Origin of the sequence: Aeromonas taiwanensis (genome assembly GCF_000820165.1) — a bacterium.
Taxonomy (GTDB): domain Bacteria; phylum Pseudomonadota; class Gammaproteobacteria; order Enterobacterales; family Aeromonadaceae; genus Aeromonas; species Aeromonas taiwanensis.
In genome coordinates, this window is the sequence record NZ_CDDD01000032.1 from 17,829 (window position 1) to 34,818 (window position 16,990).

The 16,990-nt window shown below is 64.1% G+C and carries 13 protein-coding genes; 8 read left to right on the forward strand and 5 right to left on the reverse strand.

Going from position 1 to position 16,990, the window contains the following annotated elements:
* Positions 1-14 precede the first annotated feature (14 nt).
* Both carB and leuA read left to right on the forward strand, forming a co-directional pair.
* Entirely contained in the window at positions 15-3,239 is a 3,225-nt protein-coding gene (gene carB / locus BN1136_RS05660; RefSeq protein WP_043759664.1) for a carbamoyl-phosphate synthase large subunit, read from the forward strand.
* 499 nt (positions 3,240-3,738) lie between these two features.
* Positions 3,739-5,397 carry a 2-isopropylmalate synthase gene (leuA, locus tag BN1136_RS05665; protein WP_043759666.1) on the forward strand — a complete coding sequence of 553 codons (1,659 nt, stop codon included), beginning with the start codon at positions 3,739-3,741 and terminating at the stop codon, positions 5,395-5,397.
* 67 nt (positions 5,398-5,464) lie between these two features.
* Here the strand turns inward: leuA and BN1136_RS05670 are convergent, their stop codons facing one another.
* The gene (locus tag BN1136_RS05670; protein ID WP_043759673.1) at positions 5,465-6,493 is read right to left on the reverse strand and encodes a sterol desaturase family protein; all 1,029 of its coding nucleotides are present in this window, start codon (positions 6,491-6,493) and stop codon (positions 5,465-5,467) included.
* Between the two features lie 228 nt (positions 6,494-6,721).
* On the opposite strand from BN1136_RS05670, the gene BN1136_RS05675 reads away from it, so the two are divergent.
* Positions 6,722-7,885, forward strand: coding sequence for a DUF1615 domain-containing protein (locus BN1136_RS05675; RefSeq protein ID WP_043759674.1), 1,164 nt, complete (start codon positions 6,722-6,724; stop codon positions 7,883-7,885).
* Between the two features lie 69 nt (positions 7,886-7,954).
* Here the strand turns inward: BN1136_RS05675 and BN1136_RS05680 are convergent, their stop codons facing one another.
* The 3 genes from BN1136_RS05680 to BN1136_RS05690 form a co-directional block, all read right to left on the reverse strand.
* The gene (locus tag BN1136_RS05680; RefSeq protein ID WP_043759676.1) at positions 7,955-8,806 is read right to left on the reverse strand and encodes a nuclease-related domain-containing protein; all 852 of its coding nucleotides are present in this window, start codon (positions 8,804-8,806) and stop codon (positions 7,955-7,957) included.
* 125 nt (positions 8,807-8,931) lie between these two features.
* Positions 8,932-9,483 carry a DUF4256 domain-containing protein gene (locus BN1136_RS05685; RefSeq protein WP_043759678.1) on the reverse strand — a complete coding sequence of 184 codons (552 nt, stop codon included), beginning with the start codon at positions 9,481-9,483 and terminating at the stop codon, positions 8,932-8,934.
* A gap of 31 nt (positions 9,484-9,514) precedes the next feature.
* Complete coding sequence (locus BN1136_RS05690; protein ID WP_043759680.1) at positions 9,515-10,474, reverse strand: autotransporter domain-containing protein; 960 nt, start codon at positions 10,472-10,474, stop codon at positions 9,515-9,517.
* 332 nt (positions 10,475-10,806) lie between these two features.
* On the opposite strand from BN1136_RS05690, the gene BN1136_RS05695 reads away from it, so the two are divergent.
* The 5 genes from BN1136_RS05695 to BN1136_RS05715 all read left to right on the forward strand — a co-directional run bounded on the left by BN1136_RS05695 (position 10,807) and on the right by BN1136_RS05715 (position 15,491).
* Positions 10,807-11,457: a DedA family protein gene (locus BN1136_RS05695; RefSeq protein WP_043759682.1), complete on the forward strand. Its 651-nt coding sequence runs from the start codon at positions 10,807-10,809 to the stop codon at positions 11,455-11,457.
* Between the two features lie 239 nt (positions 11,458-11,696).
* Positions 11,697-12,992, forward strand: coding sequence for a DEAD/DEAH box helicase (locus BN1136_RS05700; RefSeq protein WP_043759684.1), 1,296 nt, complete (start codon positions 11,697-11,699; stop codon positions 12,990-12,992).
* Between the two features lie 78 nt (positions 12,993-13,070).
* A complete protein-coding gene (locus tag BN1136_RS05705) occupies positions 13,071-13,709 on the forward strand; it encodes a DUF2913 family protein (RefSeq protein ID WP_043759685.1) in 639 nt (212 codons plus the stop codon).
* Positions 13,710-13,970: 261 nt separating this feature from the next.
* The gene (locus tag BN1136_RS05710) at positions 13,971-15,011 is read left to right on the forward strand and encodes a M35 family metalloendopeptidase (protein ID WP_043759687.1); all 1,041 of its coding nucleotides are present in this window, start codon (positions 13,971-13,973) and stop codon (positions 15,009-15,011) included.
* Between the two features lie 45 nt (positions 15,012-15,056).
* Entirely contained in the window at positions 15,057-15,491 is a 435-nt protein-coding gene (locus BN1136_RS05715) for a hypothetical protein (protein ID WP_043808181.1), read from the forward strand.
* An 81-nt stretch (positions 15,492-15,572) separates the two neighbouring features.
* Here the strand turns inward: BN1136_RS05715 and BN1136_RS05720 are convergent, their stop codons facing one another.
* Positions 15,573-16,988 (reverse strand): FAD-dependent oxidoreductase, encoded by a 1,416-nt coding sequence (locus BN1136_RS05720; protein ID WP_043808183.1) that lies wholly within the window; start codon positions 16,986-16,988, stop codon positions 15,573-15,575.
* Between the last annotated feature and the right edge of the window lie 2 nt (positions 16,989-16,990).

Here is a 16,990-nt window from a genome sequence, read left to right on the forward strand (position 1 = left end):
GGATAAAGAGAGCCATGCCAAAACGTAACGACCTACAGAGCATCCTGATCCTCGGCGCCGGCCCCATCGTCATCGGCCAGGCCTGCGAATTCGACTACTCCGGCGCCCAGGCGTGCAAGGCCCTGAAAGAAGAGGGCTACCGCGTCATCCTGGTGAACTCCAACCCGGCCACCATCATGACCGACCCGGAGATGGCCGACGCCACCTACATCGAGCCCATCACCTGGGAAGTGGTGCGCGAGATCATCAAGAAAGAGCGCCCGGACGCCATCCTGCCCACCATGGGTGGCCAGACAGCCCTGAACTGCGCCCTGGCGCTGGAGCAGCACGGCGTGCTCAAGGAGTTCGGTGTCGAGATGATCGGTGCCACCGCCGACGCCATCGACAAGGCCGAGGATCGCTCCCGCTTTGACAAGGCCATGCGCAGCATCGGCCTGGAGTGCCCGCGCGCCGGCATCGCCCACAACATGGAAGAGGCGTGGAAGGTGCAGCAGATGGTCGGCTTCCCCTGCATCATCCGTCCCTCCTTCACCATGGGTGGCTCCGGCGGTGGTATCGCCTACAACACCGAAGAGTTCGTCGAGATCTGCGAGCGCGGCCTGGATCTGTCGCCAACGAAAGAGCTGCTTATCGATGAGTCCCTGATCGGCTGGAAAGAGTACGAGATGGAAGTGGTGCGGGATCGCAACGACAACTGCATCATCGTCTGTGCCATCGAAAACTTCGACCCCATGGGCATCCACACCGGTGACTCCATCACAGTCGCGCCAGCCCAGACGCTGACCGACAAGGAGTACCAGATCATGCGCAACGCCTCCATGGCGGTACTGCGCGAGATCGGCGTCGAGACCGGCGGCTCCAACGTCCAGTTCGGCATCAACCCGAAAGACGGCCGCATGGTCATCATCGAGATGAACCCGCGGGTTTCCCGCTCCTCCGCGCTCGCCTCCAAGGCGACCGGCTTCCCCATCGCCAAGATCGCCGCCAAGCTCGCCATCGGTTACACCCTGGACGAGCTGATGAACGACATCACCGGCGGTCGTACCCCGGCCTCCTTCGAGCCGGCCATCGACTACGTGGTCACCAAGGTACCGCGCTTCAACTTCGAGAAGTTTGCCGGCGCCAACGACCGTCTGACCACCCAGATGAAGTCCGTGGGCGAAGTGATGGCCATCGGCCGCAACTTCCAGGAGTCCCTGCACAAGGCGCTGCGCGGCCTCGAGACCGGCAAGACCGGCTTCGACCCCATGGTCGACCTCAATGCCCCTGACTCCCTGACCCGCATCCGCCATGAGCTGCAGGACGCCGGCAGCGATCGCATCTTCTACATCGCCGACGCCTTCCGTGCCGGTCTCTCCATGGACGGTGTGTTCCGCCTGACCAAGATTGACCCCTGGTTCCTGGTGCAGATTGAAGAGCTGGTGAAACTGGAAGAGCAGGTGAAAGAGCGCGGCATGGCCGGTCTCGATGCCGACTTCCTGCGCGCCCTCAAGCGCAAGGGCTTTGCCGACGCGCGTCTGGCCAAGATCCTCGGCGTGGCCGAAGGTGAAGTGCGTAAATTGCGCGCCCGTCACAACATCTTCCCGGTCTACAAGCGGGTCGATACCTGCGCGGCCGAGTTCGCCACCAACACCGCCTACATGTACTCCAGCTATGACGAGGAGTGCGAGGCCAACCCCACCAACCGCGACAAGATCATGGTCATCGGTGGCGGCCCGAACCGTATCGGTCAGGGCATCGAGTTCGACTACTGCTGCGTGCACGCGGCCCTGGCCCTGCGCGAAGACGGTTACGAGACCATCATGGTCAACTGCAACCCGGAGACCGTCTCCACCGACTACGACACCTCGGACCGTCTCTACTTCGAGCCGGTGACCCTGGAAGACGTGCTGGAAATCGTGCGGGTCGAGCAGCCCAAGGGCGTCATCGTCCAGTACGGCGGCCAGACTCCGCTCAAACTGGCTCGCGCCCTGGAAGCCAACGGCGTGCCGGTGATTGGCACGAGCCCCGATGCCATCGACCGTGCCGAAGACCGCGAGCGCTTCCAGTCCGCCGTCGAGCGTCTGGGATTGAAGCAGCCGGAAAACGGCACCGTCACCGCCCTGGAGCAGGCCGTGCAACTGGCCACGCGCATCACCTACCCGCTGGTGGTTCGCCCCTCCTACGTGCTGGGTGGCCGCGCCATGGAGATCGTTTATGACGAGCAGGATCTGCGCCGTTACTTTGCCGAGGCGGTGAGCGTCTCCAACGAGTCGCCTGTGCTGCTGGACCGCTTCCTGGACGACGCCACCGAGGTGGACGTGGACGCCATCTGCGACGGTACAGACGTGGTCATCGGCGGCATCATGGAGCACATCGAACAGGCCGGTATCCACTCCGGTGACTCCGCCTGCTCCCTGCCGCCCTACACCCTGTCCAAGGCCATTCAGGACGAGATGCGCGAGCAGGTGCGCAAACTGGCCCTGGAGCTCGGCGTGGTCGGCCTGATGAACGTGCAGTTCGCGGTGAAAGACAACGAGATCTACCTCATCGAGGTGAACCCCCGTGCCGCCCGTACCGTGCCCTTCGTCTCCAAGGCCACCGGTGCGCCGCTGGCGAAGATCGCCGCCCGCGTGATGGCAGGTCAGAGCCTGAAAGAACAGGGCTTCACCACCGAGATCATCCCGCCTTACTACTCCGTGAAAGAGGTAGTGCTGCCGTTCGCCAAGTTCCCGGGTGTCGACCCGCTGCTGGGGCCGGAGATGCGCAGTACAGGTGAAGTCATGGGGGTGGGCAGCAGCTTCGCCGAGGCGTACGCCAAGGCCCAGCTGGGTGCCGGCCACCAGGTGCCGCGCGAAGGTCGCGCCCTCTTGTCCGTGCGCCACGGCGACAAGGAGCGGGTGGTCAACCTGGCCGCCAAGCTGCTGGAGCTGGGCTATGACCTCGACGCCACCCACGGCACTGCGGTAACCCTGGGGGAAGCGAGCATCAACCCGCGCCTGGTGAACAAGGTGCACGAGGGTCGTCCGCACATCCTGGATCGCATCAAGAATGGCGAGTACACCTACATCGTCAACACCGCCGAGGGGCGTCAGGCCATCGAGGACTCCAAGCAGCTGCGCCGCGGCGCCCTGCAGCACAAGGTGGCCTACACCACCACGCTGCACGCGGCCTTCGCCACCTGCATGGCCATCACCGTCGATGCCACCGCCAACGTGAGCTCGGTGCAGGAGCTGCACGAGAAGGTGAACAACCGCTAAGAGCGCCGGCAGCACGCTGTCCGCTCGATGCACGCAAACCCCGCCAGCGATGGCGGGGTTTTTTATTGCCTGCGCCCTGTCAAACCAGAGGTACCACCCGGAAGCAACATGGGTGACATGGCGAATAATGCATCATGGGTGGTGATACTCACCCCATTAATGGACTTTTACTGTATCAACATTGCTTAATTGGCATATTAAAGTGCAATCTTCGCAATCTCTCTCCCTCCCGGCCTCCCTATACTGGGTTCTCATACAAACAAGGTCGTCTGCACCGACATGCCCCCGGGCCTCCCGGGCACTGTGCGAGAGGATCAGCGCCCGCAGCCCAATCCGGCTGTCGTGGCCGGCCCCGGTGACCGACCGGGGCCACCGGAAAACCGGTCGCGGGGTTACCGCCGCGCGACTCGTCAGGGCCGGCGTTACCGCGCCAACCCGCTTCCCCTCCTTGCCCCGCCCGTTGTCCGTCGCCTCGCATATCAGCCAAGGGAATCAGAATATGAGCTTCGATCATCGCAAATACCGTCGTGCCCCCGTGATCAACCTGGCGGATCGCCAGTGGCCCAACCGGGTGCTGGAGCGGGCGCCGCTCTGGTGCGCCGTGGATCTGCGCGACGGCAACCAGGCGCTGGTCGAGCCCATGACGGTGGCCCAGAAGCTGCAGATGTGGGCGCTGATGACCCACATCGGCTTCAAGCACATCGAGGTGGGCTTCCCGGCGGCCTCCCAGCCCGACTTCGACTTCGTGCGCGAACTCATCGAGCGCAACCTCATCCCCGATGACGTTACCATCCAGGTGCTGGTGCAGGCCCGGGAAGATCTCATCGCCCGTACCTTCGAGGCCCTCAAGGGGGCGAAGCGGGCCATCGTCCACGTCTACAACTCGGTCAACCCGACCCAGCGCAACTATGTGTTCAACACAGGTCGCGACGGGGTCAAGGCCATCGCCGTGCAGGGAGCTCGCTGGGTGCGGGAGTACGCGGCCCGCAACCCTGGCACCGAGTGGAGCTTCCAGTATTCCCCGGAGAGCTTCAGCAGCACCGAGGTGGAGTTCGCCGTCGAGGTGTGTGACGCTGTTATCGACGAGTGGCGCAGCGCTTCCCGTCCCATGATCCTGAATCTGCCCGCCACCGTCGAGGTGAGCACCCCCAACGTGTTTGCGGATCAGGTGGAGTGGTTCTGCCGAAACCTCAAGGCGCGGCCCGAGGTGAGCATCTCCATCCATACCCACAACGATAGAGGCTGCGGGGTGGCCGCCGCCGAGCTGGCCGTGCTGGCGGGGGCGGATCGCATCGAGGGTACCCTGCTCGGCAACGGCGAGCGCACCGGCAACATGGACATCGTCACCATGGCCATGAACCTCTACAGCCAGGGGATCGACCCCGAGCTGGACTTGTCCGACATGGATGCCATCGTCGCCACCGTGGGGGCCTGCACCCAGATTGCCCTGCACCCGCGCCACCCCTATGCCGGCGAGCTGGTCTACACCGCGTTTTCCGGCAGCCACCAGGATGCCATCCGCAAGTCCCTGGCGGCGGAAAAACCGGACCATTACTGGGACGTGGCTTACCTGCCCATCGACCCTGCCGATCTCGGCCGCAGCTACGAGGCGGTGATCCGCATCAACAGCCAGTCCGGCAAGGGAGGGGTGACCTATCTGCTGGAACGGGACCTCGGTCTGCAACTGCCGCGCTGGCTGCAGATCGACTTCAGCCGCCGGGTTCAAGCCGAGGCCGAGGCCAGCAGCAGCGAGATCAGCCCGGAGCAGATCCGCGCCCTGTTCGAGCAGCACTACCTCGAGCCCGCTCACGGCTATCGCATCGGGCGCTTCCAGCTCGGCCACGACAGTCAGGAGAGCCTGCGCCTGGAGCTGCAGACCCCCCACGGCACCCTGCAACTGTGCGGTGAAGGGGAGGGGGCCATCACGGCCCTGGTCAACGGCTGGCAGCGCCAGACCGGCATGCACATCGACGTGCTGGATTACTCCGAGCATGCCCTCACCGCCGGCACCGAATCCCGCGCCGCGGCCTATGTGCTGCTGAGCGTCGAGGGCACCCGCATGTGCGGGGTGGCCGTGGGTCGCGATGTGGTCAATGCCTCCCTGCAGGCGGTGATCAACGGGGCTGCCCAGCATCAGGCCCTGCGCCGTAGCGCCTGAGCTAGCACGTCTCTTCGCCCATAAAAAAACGCCACCGCAAGGTGGCGTTTTTTTATGGCTGTCCGGCTCAATCGGCCAGGGCATTGCGCCCGCGCGGGCGGGGCAGGGCGCGCCACAGCTTGCGCGCCGTCACCAGGAAGGGGCGCAGGATGAGCACGCTCAGGCGGCTGTAGCGCTCGTTGTCCCTGGGACCGACCCCGAAGGAGAGGGGCTCGGGCTGGCTGCTGGTCACATAGAGGGTGCCAAACCACCAGTCCCAGAGGGAGAGGTTGGTGCCGAAGTTGTGGTTGAAGTGGCGGGGATCCCGGCTGTGGTGGATCTGGTGCTGGGCCGGGCTGTTGAAGACGTGCTCGATGACGGGGCCAAACGAGAGCCAGACATGGGTGTGGCGCAGGTTGGCGGCCAGGGAGTTGAACACCAGCACCAGGTAGCTCACCCCGAACAGGGTGTAGGGGCGCACGGTGCCGCCACACAGCCAGTGGAAGGCGCCGGCGTAGAGGGCGAGACAGCTCCCCTTGACCAGCATCTCGCACAGTTTTTCCACCAGATGGATGCGGCTTGCCGTCGGCGGCACCATCACGGTCGCGCTGTGGTGCACCTTGTGAAACTCCCAGAGCCAGCGACTGTGGAAGGCGCGGTGTAGCCAGTAATGCACCAGATCGCTGATGAGAAAGACGCCCAGACCGTAGAGCATCATCAGCCAGCTCGTCTCGGCCAGCCGGGGACGCTCACCCCACAGCCGGGTCAGGGCCGACTGGACATCCTCCGCCTGCAGCAGCCAGGGGTGGAGCAGGGCCAGGATCGGCAGGATCAGCGCCACATGGAGCAGCGCCCGCACCAGATAGTACTGGTAGTCGAGCAGGGCCGAGGGGTGCAGCCAGACGGCCCGCCCCCCGAGAAAACCGGCAAAGCTGCGGGCGCCGGGATCCCCCTGGCGGCGACGATGGCGATAGAGCAGATAGGCGACCGTGCCCGAGATGAGCAGAAAAGGGGCTCCCAGGCGGCCGTTGAGATCGAGCAATCCGGTGAGGCAGTGCCAGAGCGGTGTGATCAGCCACTGCTGCACGGGGTCAAAGAGAAGGGTCAGTCTGTCCATGGGATCCATACCGTGAGCGTCCGGGCGGCGGCATTCTAAATGTAAATCACTCTCGATAAAAGCCCGTGTCGTGCTGTTCATCGGCTTGCAAGGGATGCGACAGAGGTTGCTTGAGCGAGGGTGGTGCCGCTGCCATCAGGCTTTAGCCTTGCGGATCAATCCTCTACAATGAGCGACCATTTGCTCGCCTGACGCAGGTCGGGCACAGTCTCTGTACCGGATGCCTTGATGATCATGTCTCTCTCCTCTCATTCTGTTGTCGTGCGCGGGTTGCCGCTGCTCGTCACCTTGCTGCTCGCCGGTTGTGCCAGCGAGCCGCCGGCACCGACCAGCCCGGCGACCCCGGCGGGGCGCCCCATTCCCAAGGCGATGCAGCCACAGAAGCCGGCCGACATGAAGACCCGCATCGTGCACTTCCTGCCCAAGCAGGTGCCGGACAAGCAGGGCTGGGCCAACGACGTGGTGACCTCCCTCACCACCCAGAACTTGACGGTGAGCGATCACAACGTCTGTACCGTGCTGGCGGTGGCGGAGCAGGAGGCCACCTACCAGGCCGATCCCGTGGTGCCAGGCCTTGGCAAGATAGCCTGGAAGGAGATCAACGCCCGGGCCGGCAAGCTGCTCATCCCCGAGTTCATGGTGCGCACCGCGCTCTCCATCAAGTCCCCGACCGGCAAGTCCTATGCCGAGCGGATCGACAAGCTGCGTACCGAGCGGGAGATGAGCGAGATTTTTGAAGACATGATAGGCACAGTGCCCATGGGCAAGCAGCTCTTTGGCAACATGAACCCGGTGCGTACCGGGGGCCCCATGCAGGTGAGCATCGCCTTTGCCGAGGCCAACGCCCGCGGCTACCCCTATTCCGTGAAGGAGAGCATCCGCCACGAGGTGTTCACCCGTCGCGGCGGCATCTGGTTTGGCACCAGGCACATCTTCGGCTATCCGGCCGACTACCCCGACACCCTCTATCGCTTCGCCGACTTCAATGCGGGCTGGTACGCAAGCCGCAATGCCGCCTTCCAGGCCGCGGTCAGCCGCCTGAGCGGCAAGACCCTGGCGCTGGACGGGGATCTCATTCGCTACAACTCCGACAAGCCTGGCAATACCGAGCTGGCGGTCTACACCCTCGCCAGCCGGGTCAACATGAGCAAGACGGCCATCAGCCAGAGCTTGAAACTGGGGGATAGCAGCGACTTTGCCAAGAGCGATCTCTACCACAGGGTCTTTGCCCTGGCCGACAAGCAGGCGGGCAAGCGGCTGCCCCGCGCCATCCTGCCCGGCATCCAGCTGAAAAGCCCCAAGATCACCCGCAACCTCACCACCGCCTGGTTTGCCAAGCGGGTGGATGAGCGCGAGCAGCGCTGCGTGCAGAAGATGGCGACGATCCGCTGATACCTTTAACCAACAAGGGCGGCCCATTGGCCGCCCTTCAATTGTGCATCCCTCGCTCCGTCTTTCCTTCTACCTCATCAGCGCTCTGATCCCCCGGCATGCCGGAAAATCACGGCATCCCCAGAACCGTTTTCCCTTGTTGTCACCCCGACTGGCGGTGCGCAGCACCATGGGGCTGCCGCAGTTGGGGCACATGGGGCTCTGGTTGTTCGCCTGATGGATGGCCGTTGGTTGAGCCGGGTTGTGAGCGGTCGGGGTGCTGGCGGACACAGGCTTGACGGGGGCTTCCCCGTGGCGCGCCTTGAGCTGTGCCACATGTTGTCTGTGGGTCTGCCAGTTGGCGGCCAGTCGTCCTCGCTGGATGGTGTCGATCACTAGGGGGACTTCGGCAGGAGTTAAAACCGGTGTGGTTTTGCCTTTGATATAACGAATGAGCCCGCGGTTCATCACGTTCTGTGGCATGGGGGTCTTGAAGGTGCAGTCCCCGATAAAGAAGATGACGGAGTGAAGCTGGTGGTCCGCCAGCCCCAGCAGGGATTTGAGCGTCATCATGTGCAGGTGGTTCTGGCGCAAGGGGTTCTGAAAGCTGTGCCTGCGGCGATAGATCTGCTGGGTCCAGCTTTGATGGGCCGGGTTGCCGAAGATCCACCCCTTCATGTTCTTGGTCTCGATGACGAAGACCCCGAAGCGGGAGACGATCACGTGATCGATCTGGGTCGTGCCCTGTGGGGTGGGCAGGGTGACGTCCTTGAGCAAGCGGTATTCCCGTCTGTCGAGAAAGAGGCGGATGCTGACATTGATAAACCACTCCCCGATCATCCCCTTGAACCAGGGCGTCTTGATCACCATGGCAATCAGCAGCAGGGGGAGCAGATAACCGAGTTGGGACAGCAAGGGGGCAATCACGGGAGTGAAGTCCATGTCATCGATCCTTCATGGGGGGTTGCTCAAGGGGCAGGCATTGACAGGGCACGGGTGGCGAGACTTGGAGCATCCAGATCCAGAGGTGGTTGTCAGCCTCTCGGGCGCTTGGAACCACAGCCTGCCTAGACCCGCAAGCTGCCGCGAAAGCCCCTGGCGGCATAGTAGGACTGGGCTCCGTTGTGGTACAGGAAGACGCAGTCATAGCGGCGATCGCAAAACAGGGCGCCGCCGAGCGCCCTGATCTCCTCGGGGGTCTGGATCCAGCTCGAGGTCTTGGCATCGAAGCAGCCGAGCGTCTGCAGCGCCCGATACTCGGTCTCCGTCAGCAGCGCTATGCCCATCTTCGCGGCCATTTCGGTCGCAGCTCCTGCCGGCCTGTTCTCCTTCCTCGACTCCAGCGCTGCCCGGTCATAGCAGAGGCTCCTGCGTCCAGCGGGGCTCTCTGCACTGCAGTCGCAGAAGATGAACTGCCCGGTCTTTGGATCCTGGCCGATGACATCGGGCTCACCGCCGCTGCTCTCCATCTCGTGGAGCGAGCACAACGACTGGGGGTTGGCATCCAGCCTGGCGCGTACCTGTGACCAGCTGATCCCCTCGTGGCGATGTTCGTGCTGTTCGAAGCGGGTCTGCAGCGTCGTGAGCAAACCGTCCATCTGCGCATTCGTCACACTCATGTGTCACCTCGTTTTCGTGTGGCCCTGCTGCCTAGAAACTCATCGCCAGCCCGAGGGAGTAGCCGCTGGTGTTGTTGCTGAACATATAGCGGGCCACCAGGCGGGTGCGGGTGACCAGCACCTTGTATTTGCTGCTGTCGAGTTCGATGCCAAGGCCGAGGGAGTTGAGGTTGCTGAAGCCGAGCTGCCCCCGTTGCGCCCCCAGGTATTCGGTTCTTGCCCCCTCCAGCACGTAGCGCAGGGGCCTGTCCAGCAGGGTCCAGTTCCACATGGGGGCGCGGCGGCGCAGGTACAGGCCGAGGTTTTCCGCCTCGGCATGACCCGTGATGCTGTCGGCGGTGCCGGTGAAGCTTTGCAGGTGCTGGTAGGAGTAGCGCAGCTCGGCGTCGATGTCCTGGGACTTGGAGAAGAGCTCGTAGTCGAGCATGAGGGAGCCCCCGAGACCATAGACATTGAGGGTGCCGCCGTCGAGAAAATCGAGGCTCTTGCCGGTCTTGTGCTTGATCAGGGCCGCCCCGATGCGCAGGTCGCTGGCCACCGTGCCCAGGGTGAAGTTGGCGATGGGGCGCAGCACCAGGTTGCCGCCCAGGCGGTCGCGGTGCAGGTTGAAGTCCCAGCCGATGCCGCCGGTGGCGCTCAGGCTGTTCCACTTGGTGGGAATGGTGCGAGTCTCGTTGCCGTTGGTGAACACGAACTGGGGATCGTAGCGGCTGTATCCCAGGGTGCCCTCGAGATAGATGGGGAAGCTCTCGCTCATGGTGGCGCCGCCGCCGAGCTGGGTGATGGTCAGGGCCGCGCTCTCGTTGGTGCCGCTGCCGATGTCCAGGTTGCTGGCGGTGATGTCCGGCACCACCGTGTAGCTCATCAGGGAGACGACCGCATTGGCGCGTTGCTGCACCAGGCTCTCGTCGCTGGCGTGTGCGCCAGGGCAGAGCAGCCAGAGTCCGGCCATCAGAACGGGGATTGCATGAGAAGAGGGGGTTCGCGCCATACCTAGCTCCATGAGTCTCCCCGTCCACTGGGGAGTCCTCACACTGTAACGTTTTTCGCGGGACTTGGCAGCCAGGCCGGGTGTCAACTGACCATAATCTCTGCCCCGTGATGGCCAAGGTTCGCTGCCGGGCATCTGACGAAGGCCCGGGTCGGCCGACCTCGATGCCCTGCCGATGGGCAGAAATAGTGATCATTAATTTATTGTTCAGTTCCCCGGGTGTATAAGAGGCCTCCCATACGAACTTTGGGGTGGTATCAGGGATGGATTACCAGGCGGGGCCTTAGGGTCATCACGACGAATGCGCATTACGTTGATGGGAGTCGCACCAGATGCAGGACATGCTGCTTGCCATATGGCATCAGGATTTTGATCAGCTTATACAAATGCAGGCAATCGGCCTGCTCGTCACCTGCCTGGTGGTGATCCTCTTTCTCGAGTCGAGCTTCGTCTTTCTGCCGTTGCCGGGCGACAGCCTGGTGTTGCTGGCCGGTGGGCTGGTGGGCATGGGGGTGCTGGGGCCCGAGGTGACGCTGCTCTACCTGCCGCTCGCCGCCGGGATAGGCAGCGTGCTCGCCTACTGGCAGGGCCAGGCGCTTCATGGCACCCGCTTCATGGGCCATGTGGAGCGGATGATCCCGGAGGGGAGCCTGCCCCGGGCCTCCAGACTGCTCGATCGCTACGGCTTCTGGGCCATGTTCGTCTCCCGCTTCATCCCCTTCGTCCGGGTACTGACTCCCATGCTGATGGGGGTGTCACGCCTCAACTTGCTGCGGGTGGCGATGGTCAGCTTTGCCAGCGCCTTCCTCTGGTCCCTGCTGCTCAGCCTGGTTGGCAAGGCCATGATGGCGACCCCGGTCCTGGCCAATCACCACGAGCTGTTGACCAAGTGCCTGCTGATCACCTCTTTTGCACTCTTCATCATCGCGGTGGCCGCCATCGGCATGCGGCTGCTCAAGCGCCCGACCAAGCGTGTGCGCTGACCCCGCTCCTCGGCGGCGCCTTCCCTCGGGCGGGCGCCGTCCATGGAAAAATACAGGCCATTTGAGGCGGCAATCCCGCCGCCTATCTGTTACACTTCGCGCCCGCCATTTTCCGGCTCACTTTCTGACGTGATGTCAGTCCCAGCCGTCCTTGGCCCCAAGCCGCGCCAACGCAGGGCCAGACGCCCGCTCAGGCCACTCACGCCAACTACAGCCCAGCTGGAACACAGGAACCCAAGATGAGATTTGAATCGTTCGATTTTGCCCCCGAGATTTTGCGCGCCATCTCAGATTGCGGTTATCAGGAGATGACCCCTGTGCAGCAGCAAGCCATCCCGGCCGTGCGCCGTGGCCGCGACCTGCTGGCGAGCGCCCAGACCGGGACCGGCAAGACCGCGGCCTTTGCCCTGCCCATCCTGCAACGCCTGGTGGACAATCCGGCGCCGGTGCAGCCGTCCAACGCCCGGGTGCTGATCCTGACCCCGACCCGCGAGCTGGCGGCCCAGGTGGCGAGCAATATCAATGACTTCGCCAAGTACCTGGATATCACCACCCTGACCCTCGTTGGTGGTGGCAAGCAGGACGTGCAGGCCAAGCGGCTGAAAGCGGGCGCTCACATTATCGTGGCGACCCCGGGCCGTCTGCTCGAACACCTCACCGCCTGCAACCTGAGCCTCTCCGGGGTCGAGACCCTGGTGCTGGACGAGGCGGACCGCATCCTCGACATGGGCTTCAGCGCCGATGTGCAGCAGATCCTGCAGGCGGTCAACAAGACCCGTCAGAACCTGCTCTTCTCCGCCACCTTCTCCGAGGCGGTGAAGAAGCTCGCGAACCTGATGCTGGACAAGCCCCAGGTGGTGAGCGTCAACAAGCAGAACTCCACCGCCGACACCGTCAGCCACACCGTCTATCCGGTGGAGCAGAAGCGCAAGCGCGAGCTGCTCTCCGAGCTCATCGGCAAGCAGAACTGGCAGCAGGTGCTGGTGTTTGCCAGCACCCGCGAGAGCTGTGACGAGCTGGTGGAAGAGCTGAACCTCGACGGCATCAAGTCTGCCGTGGTGCACGGTGACAAGGCCCAGGGCAGCCGTCGCCGCGCCCTGCGCGAGTTCACCGAAGGCAAGCTGCGGGTGCTGGTGGCCACCGAAGTGGCCGCCCGCGGTCTGGACATCCCGGATCTCGCCTACGTGGTCAACTACGATCTGCCGTTCCTCGCGGAAGATTACGTGCACCGCATCGGCCGTACCGGCCGCGCCGGCAAGAGCGGCATGGCCATCTCCTTCGTCAGCCGCGAGGAGGAGCGCACCCTGCTGGAGATCGAGGCCCTCATCGGCCAGAAGATCCGCCGCATCATGGTGCCGGGCTACGAGGTGAGCAGCCGCGACGACCTGATCAAGCAGCTGCAGGAGCGCCGCCGTTTCGGCAAGCGCCCGGAGCGCGCCGACAATGCCGCCGCCCAGGCCATGGCCGAGTCCAGGTTGCAGGGGCAGCGCCTCAAGCGCCTGGCGGCCGCCAAGAAGCCCCGCCAGCCGAAGTAAGCGCGCCGGGCCACCCCATTGCACTGCAAAGGCGCCACCGGCGCCTTTGCCATCTCTGTCATCACGCGAGGATCCGCCATGACCCTTCCCACCTACAACCAGGCCCTGTTTGACATGGCCAGCCAGAGCCTGGCCGAGCTGGCCCGCACCGCCGCCCAGAAGAGCGGCAAGCGCACCCCGGCCCAGGAGAGCCACTTCCTCTGCACCTGGATGGCGGACTCCCTCAAGGAGAAGCGCTTCTCCCGGCTGGTGATGGAGGACTTGAAGGCGTGGGTGCAACTGGGCCGCACCCTGGGGGCTGGCGCCGATCTGAAAGGCTTGCTGGAGCGGATCCTGCGCCAGTACGAGCGCGCCATGGCCGAGCCCGTGCAGCTGGGGGCCCGGCTGGCCGACCTGCTGGCGGAGCTGGAGGCGGCGGGCTGGCTGGTGCTGACCACCAGCGAGGTGAACGCCAAGCTGCGCCTGCAATCGGGTGGCCAGTCGAGCCTCATCATCAGTGCCAGCGAGTATCAGGGCCACATCGAGGCGGGCGAGCTGGTCAAGCCGCTCACCCTCTATGTGCGCGGTGACGAGCGGGTGCTGGCCGAGGCGGCCTTCGCCCGCGGCCTGCTGCTGAGCCAGGGCAACAAGAAGACCAGCCTCGTCAAGCACCACAAGAGTTATCGCGTGATGCCGGGCAACGAGCAGCCGGCCCTGGCGCTGCTGGCGGGCGCCTGATCCCGGTCGCCACCCGGCATGACCTTCACTACCCGGCCCTGTGCCGGGTTTTTTATGGATGCTCGCCGGTGGCAGGAGGGCGTCATGATGCAGCGCCAAGGGGGCAGCTTTTGTCGTAGCCGGGGAAGGCCCCCTCTGATGGGGGGCGTCCCCCATATGGAGGGGGGGAGGCGCCGTGCTTCTGCTCTAGGGTGGATGGGCCCCGAAGAGGGCCACATGGAAGCAAACCGCCTGATGGCGCCACTCAATGAATGAGGAAAAATGATGAAAGCGACTCCCCTTGCCCTGCTGCTGGCCGGCGTGATGGCCTCTCCGCTCTGCGCCGCAGGGCTCGACGCCCGGCTCACCCTGGTGGATGGCAGTACCGACGACGTGCGCGTCAACCTGACCCTGACCAATACCGGGGACAAGCCGGTCCGTCTGCTCAAATGGCAACTGCCGGGCAGCGAGGATGCTCCCCTGTTCCTGGTGGAGCGGGATGGCCAGAAGGTGGGCTACGAGGGTGCCCTGATCAAGCGGGCGGCCCCGACCGACAAGGACTTCCAGCTGCTCAAGGCTGGCCAGAGCCTGACGGTGCAGGCGGAGGTCTCCGGTCTCTACGACATGAGTGCCCAGGGGCAGTACAGCATCCGCTACCTGCTGCCAGCCGTGCCGCAGGAAGGCAAGGCCGCCAAGGCCAAGCAGGCCCAGGCGAGCGAGTCCAATGCGGTGACCCTCTGGGTGGAAGGGGTAAACGATGACAGGGTACAGGCCAAGGTTGCCGTCTCCGAGCCCCAGGCGGTGACCGCCTCGGTCAGCTTCAGCGGCCGCTGCACCAATACCCAGAAGAGCGACATCCTGGCGGCTCTCGATGCGGCCAGCAGCATCACCAACAACGCCAGCAGCTATCTGGCGGTCGACAAGCCGAGCGGCCAGCGCTATCGCAGCTGGTTTGGTGCCTATGACGCCTCCCGCTGGGATCAGGCCGAGACGAACTTCAGCAAGATCAAGGATGCCATCGACAACAAGCCGCTCACCTTCGACTGCGGTTGCAAGCAGAGCTACTTTGCCTATGTCTATCCGGATCAGCCCTACAAGGTCTATCTGTGCAAGAGCTTCTGGACCGCGCCCGTCAACGGGACCGATTCCCGCGCCGGCACCATAGTCCACGAGCTGAGCCACTTCAACGTGGTGGCGGGCACCGACGATCTGGGGTACGGTCAGGCCAATGCCCGCAACCTGGCGAGCACGGATCCCCAGAAGGCGCTGAACAACGCCGACAACCACGAGTATTTCGCCGAGAATACCCCGAGCGAAAACTGAGTCACGAACAGGGGCCCCCAGGGCCCCTTTTTTGATGGAGGCACCATGATGACACTCCTGCTCACCACCCTGGCGCTGGCCCCCCTGCAGTGCGAACTGTCGGTCAAGGCCGAGAGCGGGGTGAACGAGCCCCTGCCCCTGGTGATGACCCTGACCAACCGGGGGGAGGGGGCGCTGCAGGTCCTGACCTGGTTCACCCCCTTCGAGGGCTGGTTTGCCGATGCCATCGAGCTGCAGCGCGATGGCAGGCCTGTGCCCTACAAGGGGCCCCTGGCCAAGCGCGGCGCGCCCGGGGCCGACGACTTCCTCCTGCTGGAGCAGGGCAGGCAGGAGAGGGCGGATGCGGATCTGACCCTGGTCTACGATCTGTCGCAGCCGGGCCACTATCGGCTCAACTACCGCCCCCTGCCGCTGGCCCTGACCGAGGGAGTGGCGCCCAGCTGCCCTACGGTGAACTTTACCCGGGTGGCTACACCCTGAGGCTGTTGACTATCAGCCAGAAAAAAACAGCCCCGCATAAGCGGGGCTGTTTGTTGGTTGGTACAGATCAGGGATGGCGGGTTACACGGCCAGATAGTCCATGATCCCTTCGGCCGCCTTGCGACCCTCGTAGATGGCGGTCACCACCAGATCCGAGCCGCGCACCGCGTCACCACCGGCAAACACCTTGGGGTTGCTGGTCTGGAAGGCGTACTCGGCCTTCTCCGGTGCCTTGATACGATCCCGGTTGTCGAGCTCGACCCCGTGCTCTGCCATCCAGGGCTGGGGGTTGGGCTGGAAGCCGAACGCCATCACCACCGCATCGGCGGGCAACACCTGCTCTGAGCCTTCGATCACCACAGGGTTGCGTCGGCCATTGGCATCGGGCTCACCGAGCGCGGTGCTCACCACCTTGATGCCACAGGTGCGGCCATGGGCATCCAGTTCGACCCCGACAGGTTGCAGGTTGAACATAAATTCCACCCCTTCCTCCTGGGCGTTCTTCACCTCCCGCTTGGAGCCCGGCATGTTCTCGGCATCCCGGCGGTAGGCACAGATCACCCGATCGGCCCCCTGACGGATGGCGGTGCGCACGCAGTCCATGGCGGTGTCACCGCCCCCCAGCACCACCACCTGCTTGCCGGCGAAGTCGATGTAGTCGGCTTGCGCCTTCTCGAAGCCCAGCAAGCGGTTCGCGTTGGAGATGAGGTAGGGCAGGGCGTCGTAGACCCCCGGCGCCTCTTCGTTGGCAAAGCCGCCCTTCATATATTTGTAGGTGCCGACCCCGAGGAAGACTGCATCGAACTCGCCGAGCAGGTCGGCGAAGGTGACGTCACGGCCCACTTCGGTCTCGAGGCGAAATTCCACCCCCATCCCCTCGAAGATCTCGCGACGGCGCTGCATCACTTCCTTTTCCAGCTTGAAGGAGGGAATGCCGAAGGTGAGCAGGCCACCTATCTCCGGGTATTTGTCGAACACTACCGGGGTCACGCCGTTGCGTGCCAGCACGTCGGCGCAGGCAAGGCCGGCAGGGCCTGCACCGATGACGGCGACCCGCTTGCCGGTCTTGACCACCTTGGAGAGGTCCGGGCGCCAGCCCATCTCGAACGCCTTGTCAGTGATGTATTTTTCGATGTTGCCTATGGTCACGGCACCGAATCTGTCGTTGAGGGTGCAGGCACCCTCGCACAGACGGTCCTGCGGGCAGACGCGACCGCACACCTCCGGCAGGCTGTTCGTCTGGTGGGAGAGTTCCACCGCCTCCAGGATGCGCCCCTCGTTGGCCAGTTTCAGCCAGTTGGGGATGTAGTTGTGGACCGGACACTTCCACTCGCAATAGGGGTTGCCGCAGTCGAGGCAGCGATCCGCCTGCATGCCGACCTGGGCCTGGTTGAAGGGCTCGTAGATCTCCACGAACTGGATCTTGCGGATCTTGAGCGGCTTCTTGGGCGGGTCGACCCGCTGGACATCGATAAACTGGAATACGTTCTGGCTCATAG